The organism is Pseudomonas sp. GW823-FHT06B06 (assembly GCF_058795195.1).
On record NZ_JBXAHO010000064.1, the window covers coordinates 1 to 19,790 of the forward strand.

Sequence of the window (19,790 nt, forward strand, 5' to 3'; positions counted from 1 at the left end):
GGGGCAAGAGCCCTTGGTTACTTGGGGCTTTTCCAAGTGACTCGCTGTAAAAGCGAAACCCTAAGTGGCCGTTACCGCAGCAACGGATATGTACACCTGAAAGACAATTATCGCCTACCAGTACGCCTTCGCCGGCATGCTTCGGGGCATCTGATACCCCGCGGCGCTCTCAGGTTTTTCGCGAGCATGCTCGCTCCTACAGTAAGGGCGAAACCTTAGTGGCCGTTGCCGCGCAAATGGATATACATCGAAAACCGAGCATACGCGTCGTTGCCTCAATGCTCTTTGACTTTCCTGATATGCAGGATGATCCAGACAAGAATCCCGATCGCAAGGGGCGCCATGGCCAACATGGCCTCGCGTGGGGTCAGCGCCACGCCGAGCAGGTGCAGTCCCGAGTAACCCAGCTTGAGCAGGCTCAGCAGGTAGTAGCTGATAGCAATGATCAAAAGACCCTCCACTGCTCGCTGGATCTTGATCTGGGCATCGGCGCGGGCGTTCAGGCTGCTGAGAATTGCCGAGTTCTGCTCTTCCATTTCCACCTGGACCCTTGCCTGCAAGAGGTCGCCCAGATTGGCCACGCTTTCGGCCAGATGCTCCAGTCGCTGCTCGGTAGCCGTGCAATACCTGACGGTGGGCTTGAAGCGGCGCTCGATAAATACGCCAAGGCGCTGGCAATCACCTACATGACTTTCTCGCAGTTCACCCAGGCGTTCGAACACCAATTGCGCATAGGCCTGGGTGGCACTGAAGCGGTGGCGCGTTTTCGCCGTCGTGCTGACCACCTGGGCAGAAAGGTTGGAGATATCCGCCAGCAGGGCTTTGGCATGACTGCCGGCAGGGTCTGCGTTGCGTTCTGAGAGGGTGACCAAGGTCTTGTCGAACACATCGAGCTGGGCACTCAAGTCCTTGGCCATGGTCAAGGACAACGAGGCCATCATCCGGTAAGTCTCGATTTCCAGGAGGCGGCGGATCATCCGTCCCTGGCGGTAGGCATTCAGGCGCCGGTTGATGAATAACAAGTGGTTACTGCCATCCTCGCTGATCCGGAAATCACTCCAGACCACCGCATCGCCTCCCCCCACACAGGAACCGCAAGGGTCCTTGAAACCGTAGCGCGAGAGCTCCAGCTGCGCTTCACCACGCACAACGATCTGTACCGAATTGATCAGGGTCGGCAAATGCACCTGGATTTTCCGCGCCAGTGCGTCGGGCAGCGCCGTCCAGGACAAATCATCGCTGGAGGACGTGACCACCAGGGTCAAGGTGAAAAACTCGGTATGGCGCTCCCACTTCAGCGCGTGGCCATCAAGCTGGGTAATGCCTTGGGCAGCCTTGAGATCGAGGGAGGCAGGGCAGCAGTCTTGAAGAAAGGTATTGCACACCTGCTCGCTGCCGAGGAAAGCCAGGTGAAACACATGGGCCGGCTCATCGAAATACAGTGACGGGCGTGCGTGCAGTTCGTTGTGCAGGCTTTGTCGTAACGGGTGCATAGGGTGTGGCCATCTTGGAGTTGTTTTTGGCGTCTGCGATAAATGCCCGGGCTTACAGGGCGTTTTCGACTGCTATTGTCAGTGGGACAGGTCGACGCCCGCGAGAGTCACCGATTTTCGCGCGCTCTGTGCAAGCGGGTTGCGGAACGCAAGTGCGAACCAGGGTGTCATTTGTACTAGACACCCTGGTGTCGCAACCCTTGAGAGACAGAGGTGGTCTTCATGAACAATATTATCTACATCGTTGGTGCCGTCGTGATCGTCCTGGTGATCCTGTCATTTGTCGGTCTTGTCTAGTCCAGGCTGCCCTCTGGCGAGCCTGGGCAGCTGAAGAGGGTGAGCGGCGTGTGCAGGTCGCACGCAAAAGGAGATGTTGATGCCCGGACGCAAGCAGCCATCGCCCATGGTTGATGAAGACGTCGCAAAAAACGTGCGCGGTGGCACTGTCTTCCGACTTACCGTGAGCTTCATGCTGGTGGTGGTCTTGGCGTTCCTCGCTGTCGAGGGTTGGCGAATGTGGCGCGATTACCGGTCAGCCTTCGACTCTGCCCGCGATTCGGTGACGAACCTGGCGCGCGCTACTGCGCAGCACGCCGAAGATGCCATTCGGCAAGTGGATGTACTGACCGGCACCCTCGGTGAACGGGTGGAAGGCGACGGACTACAGAACATCAACGTCCCGCGCATTCATAAGCTGTTGGTCCAGCAATCGAAAATCATGCCGCAACTGCACGGCCTGTTCATCTACGGCGCGGACGGCCAATGGATCGTCACCGACAAGGAGACCACGCCGGAACCCGTCAACAACGCCGACCGCGATTATTTCCAGTATCACCGCACGCACGAGGATAAAAACGTGCGCATCGGTGAGGTGGTGAAGAGCAAATCCACCAACGATCTGATCATCCCCATCTCTCGTCGCTTGAACAATCTGGATGGAAGCTTCGCCGGCGTGCTCCTTGGAACGATCAAGGTCAGCTACTTCGTCGACTACTACGGCGACTTCAAGATCGATGACAAGGGTGCATTGGTGCTGGCCATGCGCAACGGGACCATCCTGGTACGGCGTCCCTTCATTGCATCCGTGGTGGGTAAGAGCCTGGCGGACAGTGAGATTTTCAAGCGTTATCTTCCCAATGCCAGCCAAGGCATCGCCGAAGTCAAGGCCGTCGTGGACGACACCGAACGCCTGTACGGCTACCGCGCATTGACCACCTATCCCCTGGTGGTGGAAGCCGGACTTTCCCGTGACTCCATCATCGCGCCCTGGCGCCGTGATCTACTGAAAACCGGGTGGGTGCTGGTGGTTCTGATCGGGGTGCTCGCGGTGTTCGGACTCATCGTCTTGAGTCAGTTGCGCCAGAGGATGGTGACGGAAAGAAAATTGCGCCGCGCACACCAAGCCATGCGCGACATGGCGCTGACCGACAGCCTGACGGGCCTGGGCAATCGCAGACGCCTGGATACAGCGCTGCCCGAGCAGATTCGCCTGGCTGCGCGCCAAGGGTCCACGCTTTCATTGATCATGCTCGATGTCGATTACTTCAAGCGCTACAACGACAGCTATGGGCACGCTGCCGGTGATGATTGCCTGGGCGCCGTAGGGACGGCGATCCAGCAGGCGGTCAAGCGACCGGGGGATCTGGCCGTCAGATACGGTGGAGAGGAGTTCACGGTGCTGCTTCCCAACACCGATGGCGCTGGCGCTGCACAGGTTGCCGAAGAAATTCTGCAAGCCATTCGAGCACTGGACATCGAGCATTGTGCGCATCCCCTGGGAAAGGTCACGGCCAGCGCGGGTATCACCACTGCCCGCCCGAGTTTCGAAAGCGTGACGCCGGCCAGCTTGATCAAAGCCGCTGATGCCCTGCTCTATGTGGCAAAACAACAAGGACGAAATCGTTGGTGCTGCGCCAACGAGCCAAGCGCAAGTCATCCACTGTAAGCACCCGCTTTGTGTTCAAAATCCTGTCCAATGAATTGGAGCGACCTTGAGTCCCACCCAGTCTGCTACGCTTTTCATTCTCCGGATGGATTCGGGCAATCATTGCCATAAGGCTGTTTCGCCGGCCACTCGAGGGGATGGAATGTGAAAGTCCAATTACTGGGGGTCGCTGCAACGATCATCGTCATCGGTACCACTGTCTATGGACTTAACAACTGGAAAGCGCAGCAGAGTCAGCGCCAGGAAGCGGTATGTGCGTTAGCGCGCCAGCACCTCAAGGATCTGGAAGTACAGGCTCGGGCCCTGGCCGCCGGGTTGTCGGTCGAGGCCTATGCCGAGGCCGAAAAAGCCGAGGCTGGCAAACTGGTTTCGGCGCTGGATACTGCAAAGAACGAAGCCGAGGTTGACGCGGTGATCGATCAGCATTCTGCCGCCATCGAAGCGCAGATCCATGCTGAAGACGCGGAGGTCAAGTCTCGGGGTGAGCAGAAGTTCCTCGGTCAGGAACGCAAGGAACAGCGCATCACCACCGACATGAAACAGGAAATCCAACGGGCCGAGAAGGCCGTCGCCGATGACTGTCAATAGTCTGGCCCGTGCATTTCCCTAAACCTGCCAGGGCAAAATCTTGCAGTGCAGATTTTTTAAATGCGCATGCTTCTCAAAGTGACTAACGCGTTCTAGACTCCACTAATTACAGGTTTATTCAAGCTCCGCGTCCCTGACATAACGCCAATAAAAACCAGGAAGATACAGCCTTGAAAACTTCAACTATCGGCGTTGTGGGGAGTCTGCTGGTCTCGGGCGCGGTTTCGGCTACAGGGATTGCTCCTATCCTCGATCTGGATTTCACCAGAACGGCCATTGAAACCCTGAAAAAGCATGGGATCGACGACGCGTGCATCATTGCCGCCCCACACCCGGGAACGTTCACTTACTGCCGGGAAGGCTCTTCGACACTTTGGCAGTACCAGACCCTGGACCTGGTTCAACAGGCCAGGCTGCTCAATGAAGGAGCACGGGCTTCGACCGAACATGGGCAAATCACTGTCGTGCAGGTCGATAGCGCTGCCTGCGATGTAGAACACCCGGTAGCGAAAGGTGAAACGACAACCTTTTCCGCCCTGGTCCTCAGCCTGGCAAGCCTGTTCCTGTTGATCGGTTTTCGCTATACCTATCTGGCAATCATGCAGGGACGCTATCAGCCCATGGCCTATTCGGATCCTCGCCTGCAGCGCTTGATCAGCCCCCTGACAGCGCACCCCTCGACCATCAAGGCACTGAGGTCCTTCGGGATCGCCGCCGCGTTGGCCCTGGTCTACTGCTGCTATCTCGGGTTCTGAACCAGGAACCCGCCAACGATCTGGCCGGTCCCTGAACGGTCGATCCCATGAATGATCCGCTACAGCCTTTCCTCTACCACCGGCGGCTCTTGCACCCACTGCCAGAACAGCTGGTAACCGACCGCCAGCACCACCGGGCCGATGAACAAGCCAAGGATACCGCCGGTGACCATTCCGCCCAGGGCTCCGATCAATATCACCGGCATCGGCACGTCGACACCGCGCCCCAGCAACAAGGGCTTGAGCACGTTGTCCACCAGGCCCGCGACGAAGACGTAGATGGCAAAGACGATGGTCGCGGTGCTTGCCCCTTCGGTGGCGAAAACATAGGCAATGACGGGGACTGTCACCAGCGTTGCCGGCAACTGCATGATGCCCAGCAGAAACACCGCCAATGCCAGCAGCCCGGCACCTGGAACGCCCTTGAAGACAAATCCTAACCCCACCAGCAGCATCTGGATGAACGCGATACCAACCACTCCAAGCGCTACGGCGCGGATGGTTGCGGTACACAAGGTCGCTATCTGGGGGCCTCTTACCGGTCCGCTGATTCGCGAGGCGATCTGTACCGATGCGCGGCTACCCGCTTCGCCGTAGGCCATGAAGATCCCGGCAATGATCAGCGCGAAGATAAACATCAGAAAACCCATGCCGACGCCGGCCAGCTTGCCCAGCAACGACAGGCTGAAATCTTTGATTTGCGGTATGTATTTCGCCGTCAGGCCAGGCAAGTCAGTGGCCGCCTGCAGCCACAGCGCCGACAAAGGTTTGCCCACCAGTGGCCATGTGGCGACGGAATCGGCCGGAGGCGGAATGCGGATGCCTTCATCGCGGACCACGGTCATGGCGTTTTCGACCGAATCGGCAATCGAGGTGCCCAACAGGTAGATCGGCACCATGAGAATGACGATGGCCACCAGCACGATCAGCGTCGCAATGCGCCCGTCTTTTCGCCCCAGCGGACCCCGAAGCCGCTCTTGCAACGGGTAAAGCGTGATCGCCAGGATGATCGACCACAGCATCAGGTCGCGAAACGGACGGAAAATTTCGAAGCAGAACAGCACCAGTACGACAATCAGTCCGGCGCGGATCAAGGTATCGAGTAACCCGCGGGACAAGGCCTTCTCTGACAGCGGCATGGGTACCATGGATGTCTCCTGGCTAGTATTCGGTTAGCCCAGCATAGACGCTGATTTCAAGGTTCGAAGGGTCAATGCCTTTCCGTGTAGGCGCCAGGCTTGCCGGCGAAGAACGATAACGCGGTGCAACAGATGTGATCGCTCCCATGCGCCGCAAAGGAATGCCGCCAGGGACGCTCTGCGACAACGCAGGACTTGAGCCGTGCGCAATGGTGACGCGGAGCGTCACAGGATGCATTCCTTTGCGGCGCGTGGGAACGATCATGTAAACAGGCAGACACACCGCTGGGAAAAATGGCGGAAGGTAGCCGGAGTCGAACCTGCCCGGGAACGGATGCCGTCCCCAACCGGGTTTGAAGCCCGGCCGCGCCACCGGGCGCGATTACCTTCCTTTAAAAGAACCCCGGATCAATCTTTCGGCCTGCGCGCCAGGGCATTGTCCGGGCGGATCTGGCGTCGATCGCCCACGCGGCGGGTCAGGCCGAGCCGGTCGAAGTACTCAAGGATCTGGATACTGCGCTTGCGTCCCAGGCCCACCGCATCACGAAAGGCCGATACCTCGATGACCGGGTTGTCGTCGGCCAGTTGCAACAGCATAGCCGCCAGGCGACGGATCATCGTGTCGGTGTAGAACAGATCACGCACCACCGGATGCAACAGGCCCAGGCGCGCCATTTTGCGCAGCAGTGCGCGCACCGTGGCTTCGTCGTATCCCAGATCGCGCACCCACGGTGGGTCGAACCCGGCGGTATCGAACCGCGGCTGCAATTGCAGCCACAAGTCTTGCTCCTCATCGCTCAGGCGTACCTCATGCCCCGGCAGGTGCAGCCACGGCCCACTGGCCGCGATGCGTCCGGCGGCCAGCAATTGCTCAAGCAGGCTGATGAATACCGGGCGATCCAGGGCGCTGCCGGCGAATCGGCGCAGACGATCGCGATCCGGGCCCATGTGGTCCGGTTCCTGTTCATGGAAGCGCGCCAGGTGTTGCTGCAATTCATCCTGCAAGGCCTGCCACCGGCTGGCGCTGAACAAGACCGGCGCCTGGCGGGTTTCAATCAGGCGTATGTCGCCGGGCAGCAACCAGGTAGCGCGCGGGCGGTTGAACTGGCGTTCAAGCTGTTGCGGATCGAGCCCGCTGTCGCTATTGGCGAGTAACGCTGGCAGTACGTCTTCCAGGCGAGTGCTTGCGGCCAATGCCGTCAGTTGCGCCAATCGCTCGGGGCTGCGGCGGTGGCGGGTTGGCGCGAAGGGATCGAGAACCCTGCCGCCGCCGAGGGTGCGCTGAGCGCTCTGGTCACGCAGGATCAACCGGTCGCCCAGCACCGCTTGCACCGGCGCATTGACCAGCAGTTGCGCGAACATCCGTTGCCCCGGCGCCAGGCTGTCACCCTCCAGCAAGGCCACCCGCCCGGTGACGTCCCGTGTCCCCAGGTGCACGTGCACCGGATCGAAGTGCTCGAAGGCACGCGGTTCGGCGGATAACAGCTGCAGGTCGATGTCCAGGCGCTGGGTCGGTGCGTGCAGCCACGGCGCCGACAACCACTGGCCGCGGTGGATTTGCGACAACGCCAGGCGCTCGGCACTCAAGTTCAAGGCGACCCGCTGCCCGGCGACCGCCACGTTGGCCGCCTGATTCTGCGCGTGCAGGCCGCGAACCCGCACGGTTTTGCCGAGGGGGCCGAGCACCAGGGAGTCGCCCACCGTGACCTGGCCGGACAGCGCCGTGCCGGTCACCACGATGCCCGCACCGGGGACACTGAACGCGCGATCGATGGCCAGGCGAAAACCGCCGTCCTGACTACGCTTCAGCACTTCGGACTGGGCCTTGAGCAACGCTTGGCGCAGGGTCTGCACCCCCTCCAGGGTCACGCTCGACAACGCAATCAACTGCGCCTCGGCGTACGGGCCGGGCGCCAGCAACGTTGCAATCTGCTCGCGCACAGCCTGCACCCTGGACGGCTCGACCCGGTCGCATTTGGTGATCGCCACAATGGCACGGGGAATACCCAGTAATTCGACGATGGTCAGGTGTTCCCGGGTCTGCGGCATCACACCGTCGTCGGCGGCCACCACCAGCAGCACCAGGTCGATGCCGTGTGCACCGGCGAGCATGTTATGGGTGAAGCGCTCATGCCCCGGCACATCGATAAAACCGGTCAGGGCCGCACCGGGCTCCAGTGCGGCGTAAAGATAGCCCAGGTCGATGGTCATGCCGCGTTCGCGCTCCTCGCGGCGGCGATCACCGGCCTGCCCGGTCAGTGCCTCGAGCAATGCCGTCTTGCCGTGGTCGATGTGCCCCGCCGTGCCGACGATCACCCTGCCCGGCCCTCCACCTGCAGTTGCTCAAGCTGCGCCAGCCACGCCGGTTCGTCATCCAGTTGGCGCACGTCGAGCCACAGCGCGTCGTCATCGATACGCCCCAGCACCGGTATCGGCAAGGCTCGAAGGGCCTGTTCCAGATTCAATAGCGCGCGCCCGCGCTGACGTTTGGAAGTATTGGCACGCAGGCATAGCGCGGCACTCGGCAAGCGTGCCACCGGCTGGCTGCCACTGCCGATCATTCCCAGCGCCGGCACCGCGCTGACGCTCCAGCCCGCGCCCAACCGCGTGGCCAGCGACGGTTGCAGGCGCTCGGCCTGGGCCAGGATGTCGGGTTGCGCACGGGTTAGCAGGCGCAGGCTGGGCAGTCGCTCGGCCAGGCGGTCCGGGTCGCGGTACAGGCCCAACACCGCTTCGAGGGCGGCCAGGGTCAGCTTGTCGACCCGCAGCGCCCGTTTCAGCGGGTTCTTCTTGATCCGTGCAATCAGGTCCTTGCGGCCGACAATCAACCCGGCCTGGGGACCGCCGAGTAATTTGTCGCCGCTGAACGTGACGATGTCCGCGCCATCAAGCAGGGCCTGGCGCACCGTCGGTTCGGCCGGCAAGCCCCAGCGGGTCAGGTCCAGCAGGCTGCCGCTGCCAAGGTCTTCAAGCAGTGGCAAGCCATGTTGATGGGCCAGGCGCGCCAGCTCGACGGTCGGCACCCGGGTGGTGAACCCCTCGATGCTGTAGTTGCTCGCATGTACCCGCATGATCAAGCCGCTACGCGCGCCGATCGCGGCTTCATAGTCGCGGGCATGGGTGCGGTTGGTGGTGCCGACCTCAACCAGTTTGACCCCCGCGCGCGCCATGATGTCGGGGATGCGAAAGGCGCCGCCGATTTCGATCAACTCGCCCCTGGAGATGATGCCTTCCTTGCGCGCACCCAGGCTGTTGAGGGTGAGCAGCACCGCGGCGGCATTGTTGTTGACCACGGTCACCGCTTCGGCACCGGTCAGTTCGCGAATCAGGCCCTCGATCAGATCGTCGCGGTCGCCGCGTTTGCCGCTGTGCAGGTCGAACTCCAGGTTCAACGGATAGCGCGCGGCCATTTGCACGGCGTCGATCGCTTCCTGCGGCAACAAGGCGCGCCCCAGATTGGTGTGCAGGACCGTCCCGGTGAGGTTGAACACCCGACGCACGTGACTGCGATGCTGGCTGGCCAGACGCTCGCCCGCCCTGCCCGCCAGTACTTGCGGGGTGAGTTCGACCGCGTCGAGTTGCCCCGCCAGGACCGGTTGGCGCAAGTCATCGAGCAACTGGCGCAAGCTTGCGAGCAAGGCCTCGCGCCCATAACGTTCGGCCAAGGGATGGCAGGCCGGGTGGCGCAGCAGGCTATCGATGGAAGGCAGTCGCAAGGCTTGGCTGGTGGATCTGGCAGACATCAGGCACTCCGGCAAACGTTGACCGCCTGAGTGTAGACGTTCGCTTCAATCGCCCCCGGGTGCCAGCAGCAGGTTGGGCGCAGGGCGCGCAAAACCCTCCTGTTCCAGGCGCATGTCGAGCATCAGGCTGCTCAGGTCCGCGGACAGCGCTTCGCCCTCGGCGTCGCATTCCAGGTACAGCTGCTTCAGATAACTGCGACAACCGGGGCAGGTTTCGGCGCGTAACGGTGCCTTGTCCGCGGCGTGACGGTCGGTGTCGAGGCTGACGTATTGCAAGCCTTTGCTCTGCTCGCAATAGACGCACTTGACCCGCACTACATGCCATTCACAGGCACACAGTGAGCACACCAGATAGCGCAAGCCGTTGTACTTGCCGCGATGGCGGATCACCCCAGCCATGGCCGGTGAGCCGCACGCCGGGCACTGGTTAAGACTGTTGCCGGGTTTCAAGGCGAGGTCGGGGGTACTCAGCAGCCAATGGCTCCACGCGACTTGCAACGCAGCCCCCAGAAATGGCACCAGCGCCGCCGGCAGCAAGGTGAACTGTCCGCTGACCAAGGCTATCGCCCACGCCTTGCGCTGCCCGACGTTGGCCTCACGCAAGGTTGCCACGGCGTTTTCCACCGCCGGTTGCGCCGGTGGCTGATAGCGCTGCAACAGCGCTTGCAGGTACGCCAGCCACGCATCCTCGCGCACCAGGCTGTCGGCGGCAAACGGTGGCAGGCCGTGATCCAGGCACTGCCTGACGCGTTGCGGGTCCGGCTGTGCCGCCTCGGGGGGATCGTCCATCAGACGTTGCTGCACGTTGCACAACCCCGCCACCAGACGCAGGTAATCGGCCAATGGATGACCGTCGGCAAGGCGCTCCAGGCGCGACGCACGCAAGGCAAACAGGTTCGGCGGTGGCAGGTGCAGAAACGGCGGCGATGTCGCCGCCGCTTCAATCTGTCCCGGCTCCAGGATCGTGGCCAAGTGGTTATCCTTTTCTGTTCAGCGGCGGATCGGGACGCTCATCCCGGGTCACTTCACGGTACCAGAGCTCATGGTGTTTTTTCGCCCAGGCGCGACTGACCCAACCATGCAGCATGGCGCTGACCGATCCCTTGATCCAGATGCCGGCGTAGATGTGCACGATGATGCTCAGGATCAGCACGAAACCGGCCAACGCGTGCAACAGCATTGCCCAGCGAATGCTGGTGATGCCGAAATAGGTGCTGAAGTAGGCGCGCCAGATCACCAGCCCGCTGAACAACAGCACCAGCATGCACAGCAGTAAAGTCCAGAACAGCAGCTTTTGCCCGGGATTGTATTTGCCGATGGCAGGCACGCCCTCCTCTTCATTTTTCATCACCCGGTCGATGCGCCGCAGCCACAATCGATCATTGGCGATAAAGATATTGGCGCGCCAGAAACTCAGGACCAGGCCGAAGAAGAACACGAACATCAGCACGCCCATGAACGGATGCAGGATACGCGTCCACGGCCCGCCACCGAACAGGTTGCTCAACCAGAACAGCGCCGGATGGAACAGCGCCAGGCCCGATAACCCGGCCATCAGGAACAGAATCGCCACCAGCCAGTGGTTGGTGCGCTGGTTGCTGGTGTAGCGCAGGATCTGTTTGCGGATCATGGCCTGTCCTCCTGCTTCGGATCATAGGTATGCACCGATGGATCGACTTCATGCACCGCAGGATCGCTCGACGGCGGCCGTTCATCTTCCTCGACCACCTGTGGCCCGACGCGCACGTAATGGAAGAACCCGGCCAGCACCGCCGCGCCCATGGCCAGCAGCGCCAGGGGCTTGCTGACGCCCTTCCACAGGCTCACCAACGGGCTGATGACCGGATCGCTCGGCAGTCCGGCGTACAGCCTGGGGGTGTCGGCGTGGTGCAGCACATACATCACGTGCGTGCCGCCAACGCCCGCGGGGTCGTACAGGCCGGCGTTGTCGAAGCCACGACTCTTGAGGTCGACGATGCGCTCGGCGGCATGTTCCTTCATGTCCTGCTTGGAGCCGAACACGATGGCGCCGGTCGGACAGGTTTTCACACAGGCCGGTTCCAGCCCCACCGCCACCCGATCCGAGCACAAGGTGCATTTGTAGGCTTTGTGGTCCTTCTGCGAAATGCGCGGAATGTTGAACGGACAACCGGTGATGCAGTAGCCACAGCCGATGCAGTGATCCTGATTGAAGTCGACGATGCCGTTGGCGTGCTTGATGATCGCTCCGGGACTGGGGCAAGCCGCCAGGCAACCGGGTTCGGCGCAATGCATGCAGCCGTCCTTGCGGATCAGCCATTCCAGGTTGCCGGCGTCGGTTTCGTGCTCGGTGAAACGCATCAGGGTCCAGGTTTCTGCTGTCAGGTCCTGCGGGTTGTCGTAGGTGCCGAGGTTGTGGCCGACCTCGTCGCGCAGCTCGTTCCATTCCGAGCAGGCGACCTGGCAGGCCTTGCAGCCAATGCACTTGGTGGTGTCGATCAGCTTGGCGACTTCCTCCTGATTGCGTACCGATGGCGGTACGGTGGTAGTGGCCGAGCGGGCAATGATGTCTTGGCTGGCCATTTAGACTTTCTCCACGTTGACCAGGAATGACTTGGATTCCGGGGTCTGGGTATTGCCATCGCCGAGGAACGGCACCAGGGTGTTGGTCAGGTAGCCGTGGCGCGTGAGCCCGGTGAATCCCCAGTGCAAAGGGATACCGATCTGGTGCACGATCTGATTGTTGACCTGCAACGGACGAATCCGCTTGGTCACCACCGCCACCGCCTCGATGAAGCCTCGCTTGCTGCTGACCCGCACACGGTCGCCGGCGACGATGCCGAGTTCACTGGCCAGCACTTCGCCGATTTCGACGAACTGTTCGGGCTGGGTAATGGCGTTGAGCTTGCAGTGCTTGCTCCAGAAGTGGAAATGCTCGGTCAGCCGGTAGCTGGTGGCGGCGTAGGGGTAATCCTTGGCCACACCCAGCGTGTCCCATACCGAATCGAAGATCCGCGCCGCCGGATTGCTGGTGGCTTTCTTGTTTTGCGGGTGCAGTGGGTTGATGCCGATCGGTGTCTCGAATGGCTCGTAGTGCTCGGGGAATGGCCCTTCGTTCATCTTGTCGACGGCGAAGAACCGCGCCACGCCTTCGGGGTTCATGATGAACGGGTTCATCCCCGCCTCTGGCGCCACGTCAGCCTTGTAGTCCGGTACATCGGTGCCGGCCCAGGCCTTGCCGTTCCACCACACCAGGCGCTTTTTATCGTCCCAGGGTTTGCCTTGCAGGTCGGCCGAGGCGCGGTTGTAGAGAATCCGCCGGTTTGCCGGCCAGGCCCAGGCCCAACCCTGGTGCTGGTGCATGCCGTACGGGTCGTTGTTATCGCGGCGGGCCATCTGGTTGCCCGTTTCGGTCCAGCTGCCACAGAAAATCCAGCACCCGGACGCCGTACCGCCGTCGTCCTTGAGCTGGCCAAACCCGGCCAGTTGCGCGTTGCCCTTGATAAGCGCCCCCGTGGCGTCGGTAAAGTCAGTGACGGCGTAACCGTTGATCTCCTTGGCCAGTTCTTCCGGTGACGGTTCGTCAGGCACCTTGTACGGCCACGACAGTTTCAGCAACGGGTCGGGATAGGCGCCGCCTTCAGCCTGATAACGCTGGCGCAGGCGCAGGAACAGCTCGCTCATGATGCGAATGTCGGTGTACGCCTCCCCAGGGCCGTCGGCGCCCTTCCAGTGCCATTGCAACCAGCGACTGCTGTTGACCAGCGAGCCGTCTTCCTCGGCGAAACAGGTAGTGGGCAGGCGAATCACTTCGGTCTGGATCGCGGAGCTGTCCACGTCGTTATAGGGCCCGACCTTTTGCCAGAACTCCGAGGTTTCGGTGGCCAGCGGGTCCATCACCACCAGCCATTTGAGCTTGGCCAGCGCGGCCATCACGCGGTTCTTGTCCGGCAACGCGGCAATGGGGTTGAAGCCCTGGCACATATAGCCGTTGACCTTGCCCTGGCCCATCAGGTCGAACACCTTGAGGATGTCGTAGTTGGGAATGTCCAGTTTCGGCAGATAATCAAAGGCCCAGTTGTTTTCCAGCGTGGCATTGGCCCCGTACCAGGCCTTCATCAGGCTGACGTGGAATTTACTGTAGTTCTGCCAATAGGACAGTTGACCCGGCCGTAACGGTTTTTGCGTGCGCTTGAGGATGTAGGCGGTGTAGTCCTGCTCGCCGTCGCCGGGCAGCGTGAGGTAGCCCGGCAGCGAGTTGGACAGCAGGCCCAGGTCGGTCAGCCCCTGGATATTGGAGTGCCCGCGCAAGGCATTCACCCCACCGCCCGGCATGCCGACGTTGCCCAGCAACAGTTGCACCATCGCCGCGCTGCGGATGATCTGCGCGCCAATCGAGTGCTGGGTCCAACCCAGTGCATAGAGGATGGTCATGGTCTTGCCCGGTTGCGAGCAAGTGGCGATTTCCTCCCAGATTTTCTGCATGGCATCGACCGGCATCCCGCAAATCTGGCTCGCCAGTTCGATGTTGTAGCGGCTGTAATGCTGCTTCATCAGTTGATAGACGCAGCGCGGGTCCTGCAGGGTCGGGTCAGTCTTGACGAAGCCGTCTTCGCCCAGCTCATAGCCCCAGCCGGTTTTGTCGGTGTACACACGCTTGGCCGCGTCGTAACCGCTGAAAATCCCGTCCTCGAAGCCGTACCCGGGTTTGACCAGGAACGACACGTCGGTGTAATTGCGCACGTACTCGTGCTGGATCTTGTCCTCGGTCAGCAGGTAATTGATCAGCCCGCCCATGAAGGCGATGTCGGTGCCGGTGCGGATCGGCGCGTAATAATCGGCCACGGAGGCCGTACGGGTGAATCGCGGGTCGACCACGATCAACCGAGCCTTGTTGTGCGCCTTGGCTTCGGTCACCCACTTGAAACCACAAGGGTGCGCCTCCGCTGCGTTGCCACCCATTACCAGAACCAGATTCGCGTTGGCGATATCGGTCCAGTGGTTGGTCATGGCACCACGGCCGTACGTCGGGGCAAGACTTGCCACCGTCGGGCCGTGTCAGACACGCGCCTGGTTATCGAACCCCAGCATGCCGAGACTGCGAACCACCTTATGGGTGATGTAGCCCGCTTCGTTGGACGCCGCCGATGCCGCGAGGAAACCAGTGGTCAGCCAGCGGTTGACCGTCTGCCCCTGGGCGTTCTTCTCGATGAAGTTGGCGTCGCGGTCGGTCTTCATCAGGTCGGCGATGCGATCGAGCGCTTCATCCCAGGAGATTCGCGTCCACTCGCTGCTGCCGGGTTTGCGCACCTGCGGATATTGCAGGCGGCCGGGACTGTGAATGAAGTCCAGCAGGCCTGCGCCTTTGGGGCACAGGGTGCCGCGGTTCACCGGATGGTCGGCGTCACCTTCGATGTGGATGATATTTTGCGCGACATTCTTGGCCGCATCGCCCTGGCTGTACATGATCACCCCGCAACCGACCGAGCAATACGGGCAGGTGTTGCGGGTTTCATGGGTGTGGGCAAGCTTGAAATGGCGCACCTGCTCGGCGAAAGCGGCAGTCGGGGCCATGCCCAACGCGCCCAGGCTCGAGCCTGCAAGGCCGATACCGGCGACCTTGAAGAACTGACGACGGCTGAGGTCCATCGTGCACTCCTTATCAGGTGGAAATCCGGTGCGTTGCCGGATTTTTCTGGACAATCACGGTGGCGGCAGTCTCGCTACCGACACCTGAAACTGTAGACAATGGGTAGGCGTCTTGTGTGAAAACCGACCGTCGGGCAACCATCGACATCCTTGCTCGCACCCACAGGGGCTTGGCGATTATCATGGTTGCCATTCCAACCCAGCGTTTACGAGACTGCGCATGACTTTCGATTTTGATCAGGTGTTCGACCGCCACGGCACTGGTAGCACCAAGTGGAGCCGTTACCCGACCGATGTGCTGCCGATGTGGGTCGCCGACATGGATTTCGCCGCGCCGCCGATGATCATCCAGGCCCTGCAAAAGCGCCTGGAACACCCGTTGCTCGGCTACAGCGTGGCCAAGGACGATTTGCGCGAAGCCATCGTTGCCGATTTGTGGAACAAGTACGCCTGGCGCGTCGAGCCGCAAGAGCTGATCTTCCTGCCGGGCGTCGAGTCGGGCTTCAACATGGCGCTCAAGGCGCTGGTACAGCCGGCACAGAATGTAGTGGTGCAGGTTCCCAACTACCCGCCCCTGCGTCACGCAGCGGGTCATTGGGGCCTGAACAAGGTCGAGCTGGGCTTCGACCCGCAGCCCGACGGCACCTACGCCACGCCATTGGCGACCTTGAACGAATCCCTGGAAGGCGGCGGTGCGCTGCTCCTGAGCAACCCGCACAATCCGTTGGGCAAAGCCTTCGCCCGGGATGAACTGCAGGCTATTGCCGACATCTGCCTGGCCAACGAAGCCTGGATCATCTCCGACGAGATCCACGCCGAACTGTGCTTTGACGGTCGCCAACACCTGCCGATGGCGACCCTGAGCCCCCAAATCGCCCAGCGCACCATCACGCTGATGTCGGCCAGCAAGGCCTACAACATCGCCGGCCTGAAAACCTCGTTCATGATCATCCAGGATCGCCACCTGCGCGAGAAGGTCAATCACGCCCGTTGCGGCATGGTCGACAGCGTCAATCCACTGGGCATGGAAGCCACCCGCGTCGCCTACAGCGAAGCCGCCCCCTGGCTGGCCGCGCTGAAGGACTACCTGCAGGGCAACCGCGATTACCTGGTCGACGCCGTGCGCAGCCGTTTACCGGGCATTACGATGAATGTGCCGCAAAGCACCTACCTGGCCTGGCTCGATTGCTCGGCTCTGGGGCTGGATAACCCGCAACAGTTCTTCCTCGAACAGGCCAAGGTCGGCTTGAGCCCAGGCCTGGATTTCGGCGATGGCTGCCAACAGTTCGTACGCCTGAACTTCGGCTGCCCGCGGTCGTTGCTGGAAGAAGGGATTGCTCGGATGGAGCGCAGTTTGCGTCACCGTAACGGCTGATCCCGATTTGCCCGCGAAAAACGATATCGCGGTGCAACAGACACGCCGGCAAGCCTGGCTCGCCTGTAGGAGTCAGGCTTGCCGGCGAAGACGATCGCAAGGCGCTGGTCGGGCCGGTGAATAGGCTGGCTGAAGATCTGTCGATGATGCGGGGCAAGCTTGGGTTGAATGGAGTGTTGTAGTGCCTGGACGGGCCTCTTCGCGAGCAGGCTCGCTCCCACAGTGATTGATGATGTACACATAATTTGTGTTCACATCGGACACTGTGGGAGCGAGCCTGCTCGCGATGGCGTCAGTGGTCGCGCTACAGCTTCTAAAGAATGCGGTAGAGCAACCGCTCGATGCGCACCCGGCTTACCCGCTTGAGAAACTTCGCCACCCCTGCCGGGTAATCCGGCAGGGTTTGCAGGTCCTGGTAGCGCTCGATGCGCCGGGTGTGCTCGAAGATCTGTGCCAGCTCGGCGCGGCGTGGTTCCAGCAATTCGTTTTGCGGATCATCGATCAGCAAGGCGTTTTCCAAGTCGAGACGAAACGCCCGCGGATTGAGGTTATTGCCGGTTAGCAAGGTGTAGCGCTGATCGACCCACATGCCCTTGAGGTGGTAGGTGTTGTCGCCGTCCTTCCACAAGTGCAGGTTCAACTGGCCGCTGTCGATGTTGCGCTGATGCCGCTTGGCAAAGCGGCGCAAGCTGATTTCGTAGAGATACGGCAGCGCCGAGATCACCTTGAACGGTTCGCTGGGTGGAATGTAGAAATCGTTGGCGGTCTTGTCTCCGACCACGATGTCGATCTTCACACCCCTGGCCAGCGCCCGGTTAATTTCCCGGGTCACCGCCAACGGCAGGTTGAAATATGGCGTGCAGATGGTCAGCTGCTGCCGGGCGCTGCCGATCAGCTCGCCAATCACCCGGCTCAACGGGTTGTTCTTGCCTACGCCCAGCAGCGGGCTGACCGACAGGCCATCTTTGTCCGTGGTGCCCTGGGTCGTGTCGTAGGCCGCGTGCTTGAGACGGCTGCGCAGGTCGCCGATGTCGTTGCGCAGGCTGCGGGTGGTCGGCAGGTTTGGCAGGTCCAGGCGATGCACCGCCTTTGAAGCCACCAGGCCGTGCTGCACCAGGTGATGCATCGAGTCGGCCAGCGCGCGGTTGTGCAGCAGGTGGTAACGGTCATACCGGTACTTGTCGAACTTGTGCAGATAGACGTTGTTCAGGCTCGCACCGCTGTAGATCACGCAGTCATCGATGACAAAACCCTTCAAGTGCAACACGCCAAACAGCTCGCGGGTCTGCACGGGCACGCCGAACACCGGCACCACGCTTTGGTGGGTGCGGGTCATTTCCTGATACCAGGCCGAATTGCCCGGCTGCTTGCCGGCACCGATCAGCCCGCGCTGGGCGCGCAGCCAGTCAACGACCACCGCCACTTCCAGTTCCGGCCGCGCCAGCTTGGCCGCGTGCAAGGCATCGAGAATTTCCTGGCCGGCCTCGTCCTGTTGCAGGTACAGCGCAACGATATAGATGCGCTGGGTGGCGCTGGCGATTTTTTCCAGCAGGCAACGGCGGAACTCGGCGGCGCCAGAGAGGATGGTGACGGCATCGGCGGTCAGCGGGAAACTGCGCAGTTTGGGCAGCAGGGGGCGTTTGAAAAGCGACGGCATAGGGCTCGCAATGGGTCGAATCCGAAGAACCCGAGAGCTTACACCATCGTTCGGTTCGGGTCTTGCGATGAGGCTCATACCCTATAAAAGATCGCAGCCTGCGGCAGCTCCTACAGAGATCGGTGTAGGAACTGCCGAAGGCTGCGATCTTTTGATTTCAAGAACAGGTTGACCAAGGAGAACGATCGTTCTACTGTAGCCACATGAACAAGATAACCAGCAACGACACACGCGACATCATTCTGGATGTCACCGAAAAGTTGATCTACAAAAGTGGCATTGCCGCCACGGGCATGGATCTCCTGGTGAAAACCGCCGGCGTCTCCAGAAAAAGTATCTATCGCTACTTCGCCAACAAGGAGGAGCTGACCGTCGCCGCCCTGCAACGCCGGGATGAACGCTGGATGCAGTGGTACAGAAGCGAAGTCGGACAGGCCCAAACGCCAGCCGAACGCCTGCTCAACCTGTTCACCGTACTCACGTCCTGGTTCGCCAGCGAAGGCTTTCGCGGCTGCGCATTCATCAACACCAGCGGTGAAACCGGCGATCCGCGAGACCCGGTTCGCCTGGTCGCCAGGGACCACAAACAGAAGCTGCTCGACTACGTGTGCGAGCTGTGTACCGAATATGGCGCTGAAGATCCGCAGACGCTGGCCAAGCAACTGCTGATCCTGATCGACGGCGCCATTACCGTCGCACTTGTCATGGGTGACTACAGGGCTGCCGATAATGCGCAATGCATGGCGCGGAAGTTATTGGGCCTGTAATAACCTGATCAAGACCGACAACTTGTTTGAACTTTAAATTAATAGGGAGACATGAAATGTCTAACGCCGAAGTTCGTCCGCCATTGCCGCCGTTCACCCGTGAATCAGCCATTGAAAAAGTTCGCCTGGCTGAAGATGGCTGGAACTCCCGCGACCCGGAACGCGTTTCGCTGGCCTACACCCTGGACACGAAATGGCGAAACCGCGCCGAGTTCGCCTACAACCGTGAAGAAGCCAAGGGCTTTCTGACGCGCAAATGGGCCAAGGAACTGGATTATCGCCTGATCAAGGAGCTCTGGGCGTTTACCGATAACCGCATCGCCGTGCGTTACGCCTATGAATGGCACGACGATTCGGGCAACTGGTTCCGCTCCTATGGCAACGAAAACTGGGAGTTCAACGAGGACGGCCTGATGGCGCGGCGCTTCGCGTGCATCAACGACATGCCGATCAAGGAAACCGAGCGCAAGTTCCACTGGCCGCTGGGGCGTCGTCCTGACGACCATCCGAGCCTGTCGGACCTCGGCCTGTAACCCGGCACTGATCATTTCCACGCTCTGCGTGGGAATGCAGCCCGGGACGCTCCGCGTCCCTGAAGCGGACGCGGAGCGTCCGGTGAGGCGTTCCCACGCAGAGCGTCACTAGTGTCCGGTAAACATGTTTCATAGCTGAAGGCTGCCTTGGGCAGCCTTCAGCTTTT

The 19,790-nt window shown here is 61.1% G+C and carries 15 protein-coding genes, 1 tRNA gene and 1 pseudogene; 7 read left to right on the forward strand and 10 right to left on the reverse strand.

What is annotated here, in order from left to right:
- Nucleotides 1-275 precede the first annotated feature (275 nt).
- Entirely contained in the window at nucleotides 276-1,493 is a 1,218-nt protein-coding gene (locus AC1Q8Q_RS30720; protein WP_492615903.1) for a DUF3422 domain-containing protein, read from the reverse strand.
- Between the two features lie 376 nt (nucleotides 1,494-1,869).
- On the opposite strand from AC1Q8Q_RS30720, the gene AC1Q8Q_RS30725 reads away from it, so the two are divergent.
- The 3 genes from AC1Q8Q_RS30725 to AC1Q8Q_RS30735 all read left to right on the forward strand — a co-directional run bounded on the left by AC1Q8Q_RS30725 (nucleotide 1,870) and on the right by AC1Q8Q_RS30735 (nucleotide 4,781).
- Nucleotides 1,870-3,438, forward strand: a complete 1,569-nt coding sequence (locus AC1Q8Q_RS30725; RefSeq protein ID WP_492615904.1) for a sensor domain-containing diguanylate cyclase — start codon at nucleotides 1,870-1,872, stop codon at nucleotides 3,436-3,438.
- Between the two features lie 144 nt (nucleotides 3,439-3,582).
- On the forward strand, nucleotides 3,583-4,026 hold the full coding sequence (locus AC1Q8Q_RS30730) for a hypothetical protein (RefSeq protein WP_020801043.1): 444 nt from the start codon (nucleotides 3,583-3,585) through the stop codon (nucleotides 4,024-4,026).
- 170 nt (nucleotides 4,027-4,196) lie between these two features.
- Nucleotides 4,197-4,781, forward strand: coding sequence for a hypothetical protein (locus AC1Q8Q_RS30735; protein WP_033044244.1), 585 nt, complete (start codon nucleotides 4,197-4,199; stop codon nucleotides 4,779-4,781).
- A 59-nt stretch (nucleotides 4,782-4,840) separates the two neighbouring features.
- Here the strand turns inward: AC1Q8Q_RS30735 and AC1Q8Q_RS30740 are convergent, their stop codons facing one another.
- The 8 genes from AC1Q8Q_RS30740 to fdnG all read right to left on the reverse strand — a co-directional run bounded on the left by AC1Q8Q_RS30740 (nucleotide 4,841) and on the right by fdnG (nucleotide 15,291).
- On the reverse strand, nucleotides 4,841-5,929 hold the full coding sequence (locus AC1Q8Q_RS30740; protein ID WP_033044243.1) for an AI-2E family transporter: 1,089 nt from the start codon (nucleotides 5,927-5,929) through the stop codon (nucleotides 4,841-4,843).
- A gap of 286 nt (nucleotides 5,930-6,215) precedes the next feature.
- Nucleotides 6,216-6,311: transfer RNA gene (locus AC1Q8Q_RS30745), tRNA-Sec, on the reverse strand.
- A 17-nt stretch (nucleotides 6,312-6,328) separates the two neighbouring features.
- The gene (gene selB / locus AC1Q8Q_RS30750; protein ID WP_492615905.1) at nucleotides 6,329-8,236 is read right to left on the reverse strand and encodes a selenocysteine-specific translation elongation factor; all 1,908 of its coding nucleotides are present in this window, start codon (nucleotides 8,234-8,236) and stop codon (nucleotides 6,329-6,331) included.
- On the reverse strand, nucleotides 8,233-9,663 hold the full coding sequence (selA, locus tag AC1Q8Q_RS30755) for an L-seryl-tRNA(Sec) selenium transferase (RefSeq protein ID WP_168758064.1): 1,431 nt from the start codon (nucleotides 9,661-9,663) through the stop codon (nucleotides 8,233-8,235). Before selA ends, selB begins: the two co-directional genes overlap by 4 nt.
- Nucleotides 9,664-9,708: 45 nt before the next feature.
- Nucleotides 9,709-10,635, reverse strand: a complete 927-nt coding sequence (fdhE, locus tag AC1Q8Q_RS30760; RefSeq protein WP_492615906.1) for a formate dehydrogenase accessory protein FdhE — start codon at nucleotides 10,633-10,635, stop codon at nucleotides 9,709-9,711.
- A 4-nt stretch (nucleotides 10,636-10,639) separates the two neighbouring features.
- Nucleotides 10,640-11,293 carry a formate dehydrogenase subunit gamma gene (locus tag AC1Q8Q_RS30765; RefSeq protein ID WP_492615907.1) on the reverse strand — a complete coding sequence of 218 codons (654 nt, stop codon included), beginning with the start codon at nucleotides 11,291-11,293 and terminating at the stop codon, nucleotides 10,640-10,642.
- Entirely contained in the window at nucleotides 11,290-12,225 is a 936-nt protein-coding gene (fdxH, locus tag AC1Q8Q_RS30770) for a formate dehydrogenase subunit beta (protein ID WP_168758062.1), read from the reverse strand. Before fdxH ends, AC1Q8Q_RS30765 begins: the two co-directional genes overlap by 4 nt.
- Nucleotides 12,226-15,291 (reverse strand): formate dehydrogenase-N subunit alpha, encoded by a 3,066-nt coding sequence (gene fdnG, locus AC1Q8Q_RS30775; RefSeq protein WP_492615908.1) that lies wholly within the window; start codon nucleotides 15,289-15,291, stop codon nucleotides 12,226-12,228.
- Between the two features lie 220 nt (nucleotides 15,292-15,511).
- On the opposite strand from fdnG, the gene AC1Q8Q_RS30780 reads away from it, so the two are divergent.
- Together AC1Q8Q_RS30780 and AC1Q8Q_RS30785 are read left to right on the forward strand one after the other, a co-directional pair.
- Nucleotides 15,512-16,666, forward strand: a complete 1,155-nt coding sequence (locus tag AC1Q8Q_RS30780; protein WP_168758060.1) for a MalY/PatB family protein — start codon at nucleotides 15,512-15,514, stop codon at nucleotides 16,664-16,666.
- A gap of 86 nt (nucleotides 16,667-16,752) precedes the next feature.
- A pseudogene (locus tag AC1Q8Q_RS30785) lies at nucleotides 16,753-16,848 on the forward strand (iron uptake system protein EfeO); the annotation flags it as partial.
- A 131-nt stretch (nucleotides 16,849-16,979) separates the two neighbouring features.
- Here the strand turns inward: AC1Q8Q_RS30785 and pssA are convergent.
- Nucleotides 16,980-18,323, reverse strand: a complete 1,344-nt coding sequence (gene pssA / locus AC1Q8Q_RS30790; protein ID WP_168758059.1) for a CDP-diacylglycerol--serine O-phosphatidyltransferase — start codon at nucleotides 18,321-18,323, stop codon at nucleotides 16,980-16,982.
- Nucleotides 18,324-18,526: 203 nt separating this feature from the next.
- Between pssA and AC1Q8Q_RS30795 the strand changes: the two genes are divergently transcribed.
- Together AC1Q8Q_RS30795 and AC1Q8Q_RS30800 are read left to right on the forward strand one after the other, a co-directional pair.
- Nucleotides 18,527-19,090, forward strand: coding sequence for a TetR/AcrR family transcriptional regulator (locus AC1Q8Q_RS30795; RefSeq protein ID WP_020799198.1), 564 nt, complete (start codon nucleotides 18,527-18,529; stop codon nucleotides 19,088-19,090).
- A gap of 56 nt (nucleotides 19,091-19,146) precedes the next feature.
- Nucleotides 19,147-19,623, forward strand: coding sequence for a nuclear transport factor 2 family protein (locus tag AC1Q8Q_RS30800; protein WP_168758058.1), 477 nt, complete (start codon nucleotides 19,147-19,149; stop codon nucleotides 19,621-19,623).
- Nucleotides 19,624-19,790 lie beyond the last annotated feature (167 nt).

Bases quoted from the DNA above. Each gene is read 5' to 3' on its own strand.
- AC1Q8Q_RS30725 (WP_492615904.1), top strand. From the start codon at position 1,870: ATGCCCGGACGCAAGCAGCCATCGCCCATGGTTGATGAAGACGTCGCA.
- AC1Q8Q_RS30740 (WP_033044243.1), bottom strand. From the start codon at position 5,929: ATGGTACCCATGCCGCTGTCAGAGAAGGCCTTGTCCCGCGGGTTACTC.
- pssA (WP_168758059.1), bottom strand. From the start codon at position 18,323: ATGCCGTCGCTTTTCAAACGCCCCCTGCTGCCCAAACTGCGCAGTTTC.
- AC1Q8Q_RS30800 (WP_168758058.1), top strand. From the start codon at position 19,147: ATGTCTAACGCCGAAGTTCGTCCGCCATTGCCGCCGTTCACCCGTGAA.
- AC1Q8Q_RS30720 (WP_492615903.1), bottom strand. From the start codon at position 1,493: ATGCACCCGTTACGACAAAGCCTGCACAACGAACTGCACGCACGCCCG.
- fdxH (WP_168758062.1), bottom strand. From the start codon at position 12,225: ATGGCCAGCCAAGACATCATTGCCCGCTCGGCCACTACCACCGTACCG.
- selA (WP_168758064.1), bottom strand. From the start codon at position 9,663: ATGTCTGCCAGATCCACCAGCCAAGCCTTGCGACTGCCTTCCATCGAT.
- AC1Q8Q_RS30795 (WP_020799198.1), top strand. From the start codon at position 18,527: ATGAACAAGATAACCAGCAACGACACACGCGACATCATTCTGGATGTC.
- AC1Q8Q_RS30780 (WP_168758060.1), top strand. From the start codon at position 15,512: ATGACTTTCGATTTTGATCAGGTGTTCGACCGCCACGGCACTGGTAGC.
- AC1Q8Q_RS30765 (WP_492615907.1), bottom strand. From the start codon at position 11,293: ATGATCCGCAAACAGATCCTGCGCTACACCAGCAACCAGCGCACCAAC.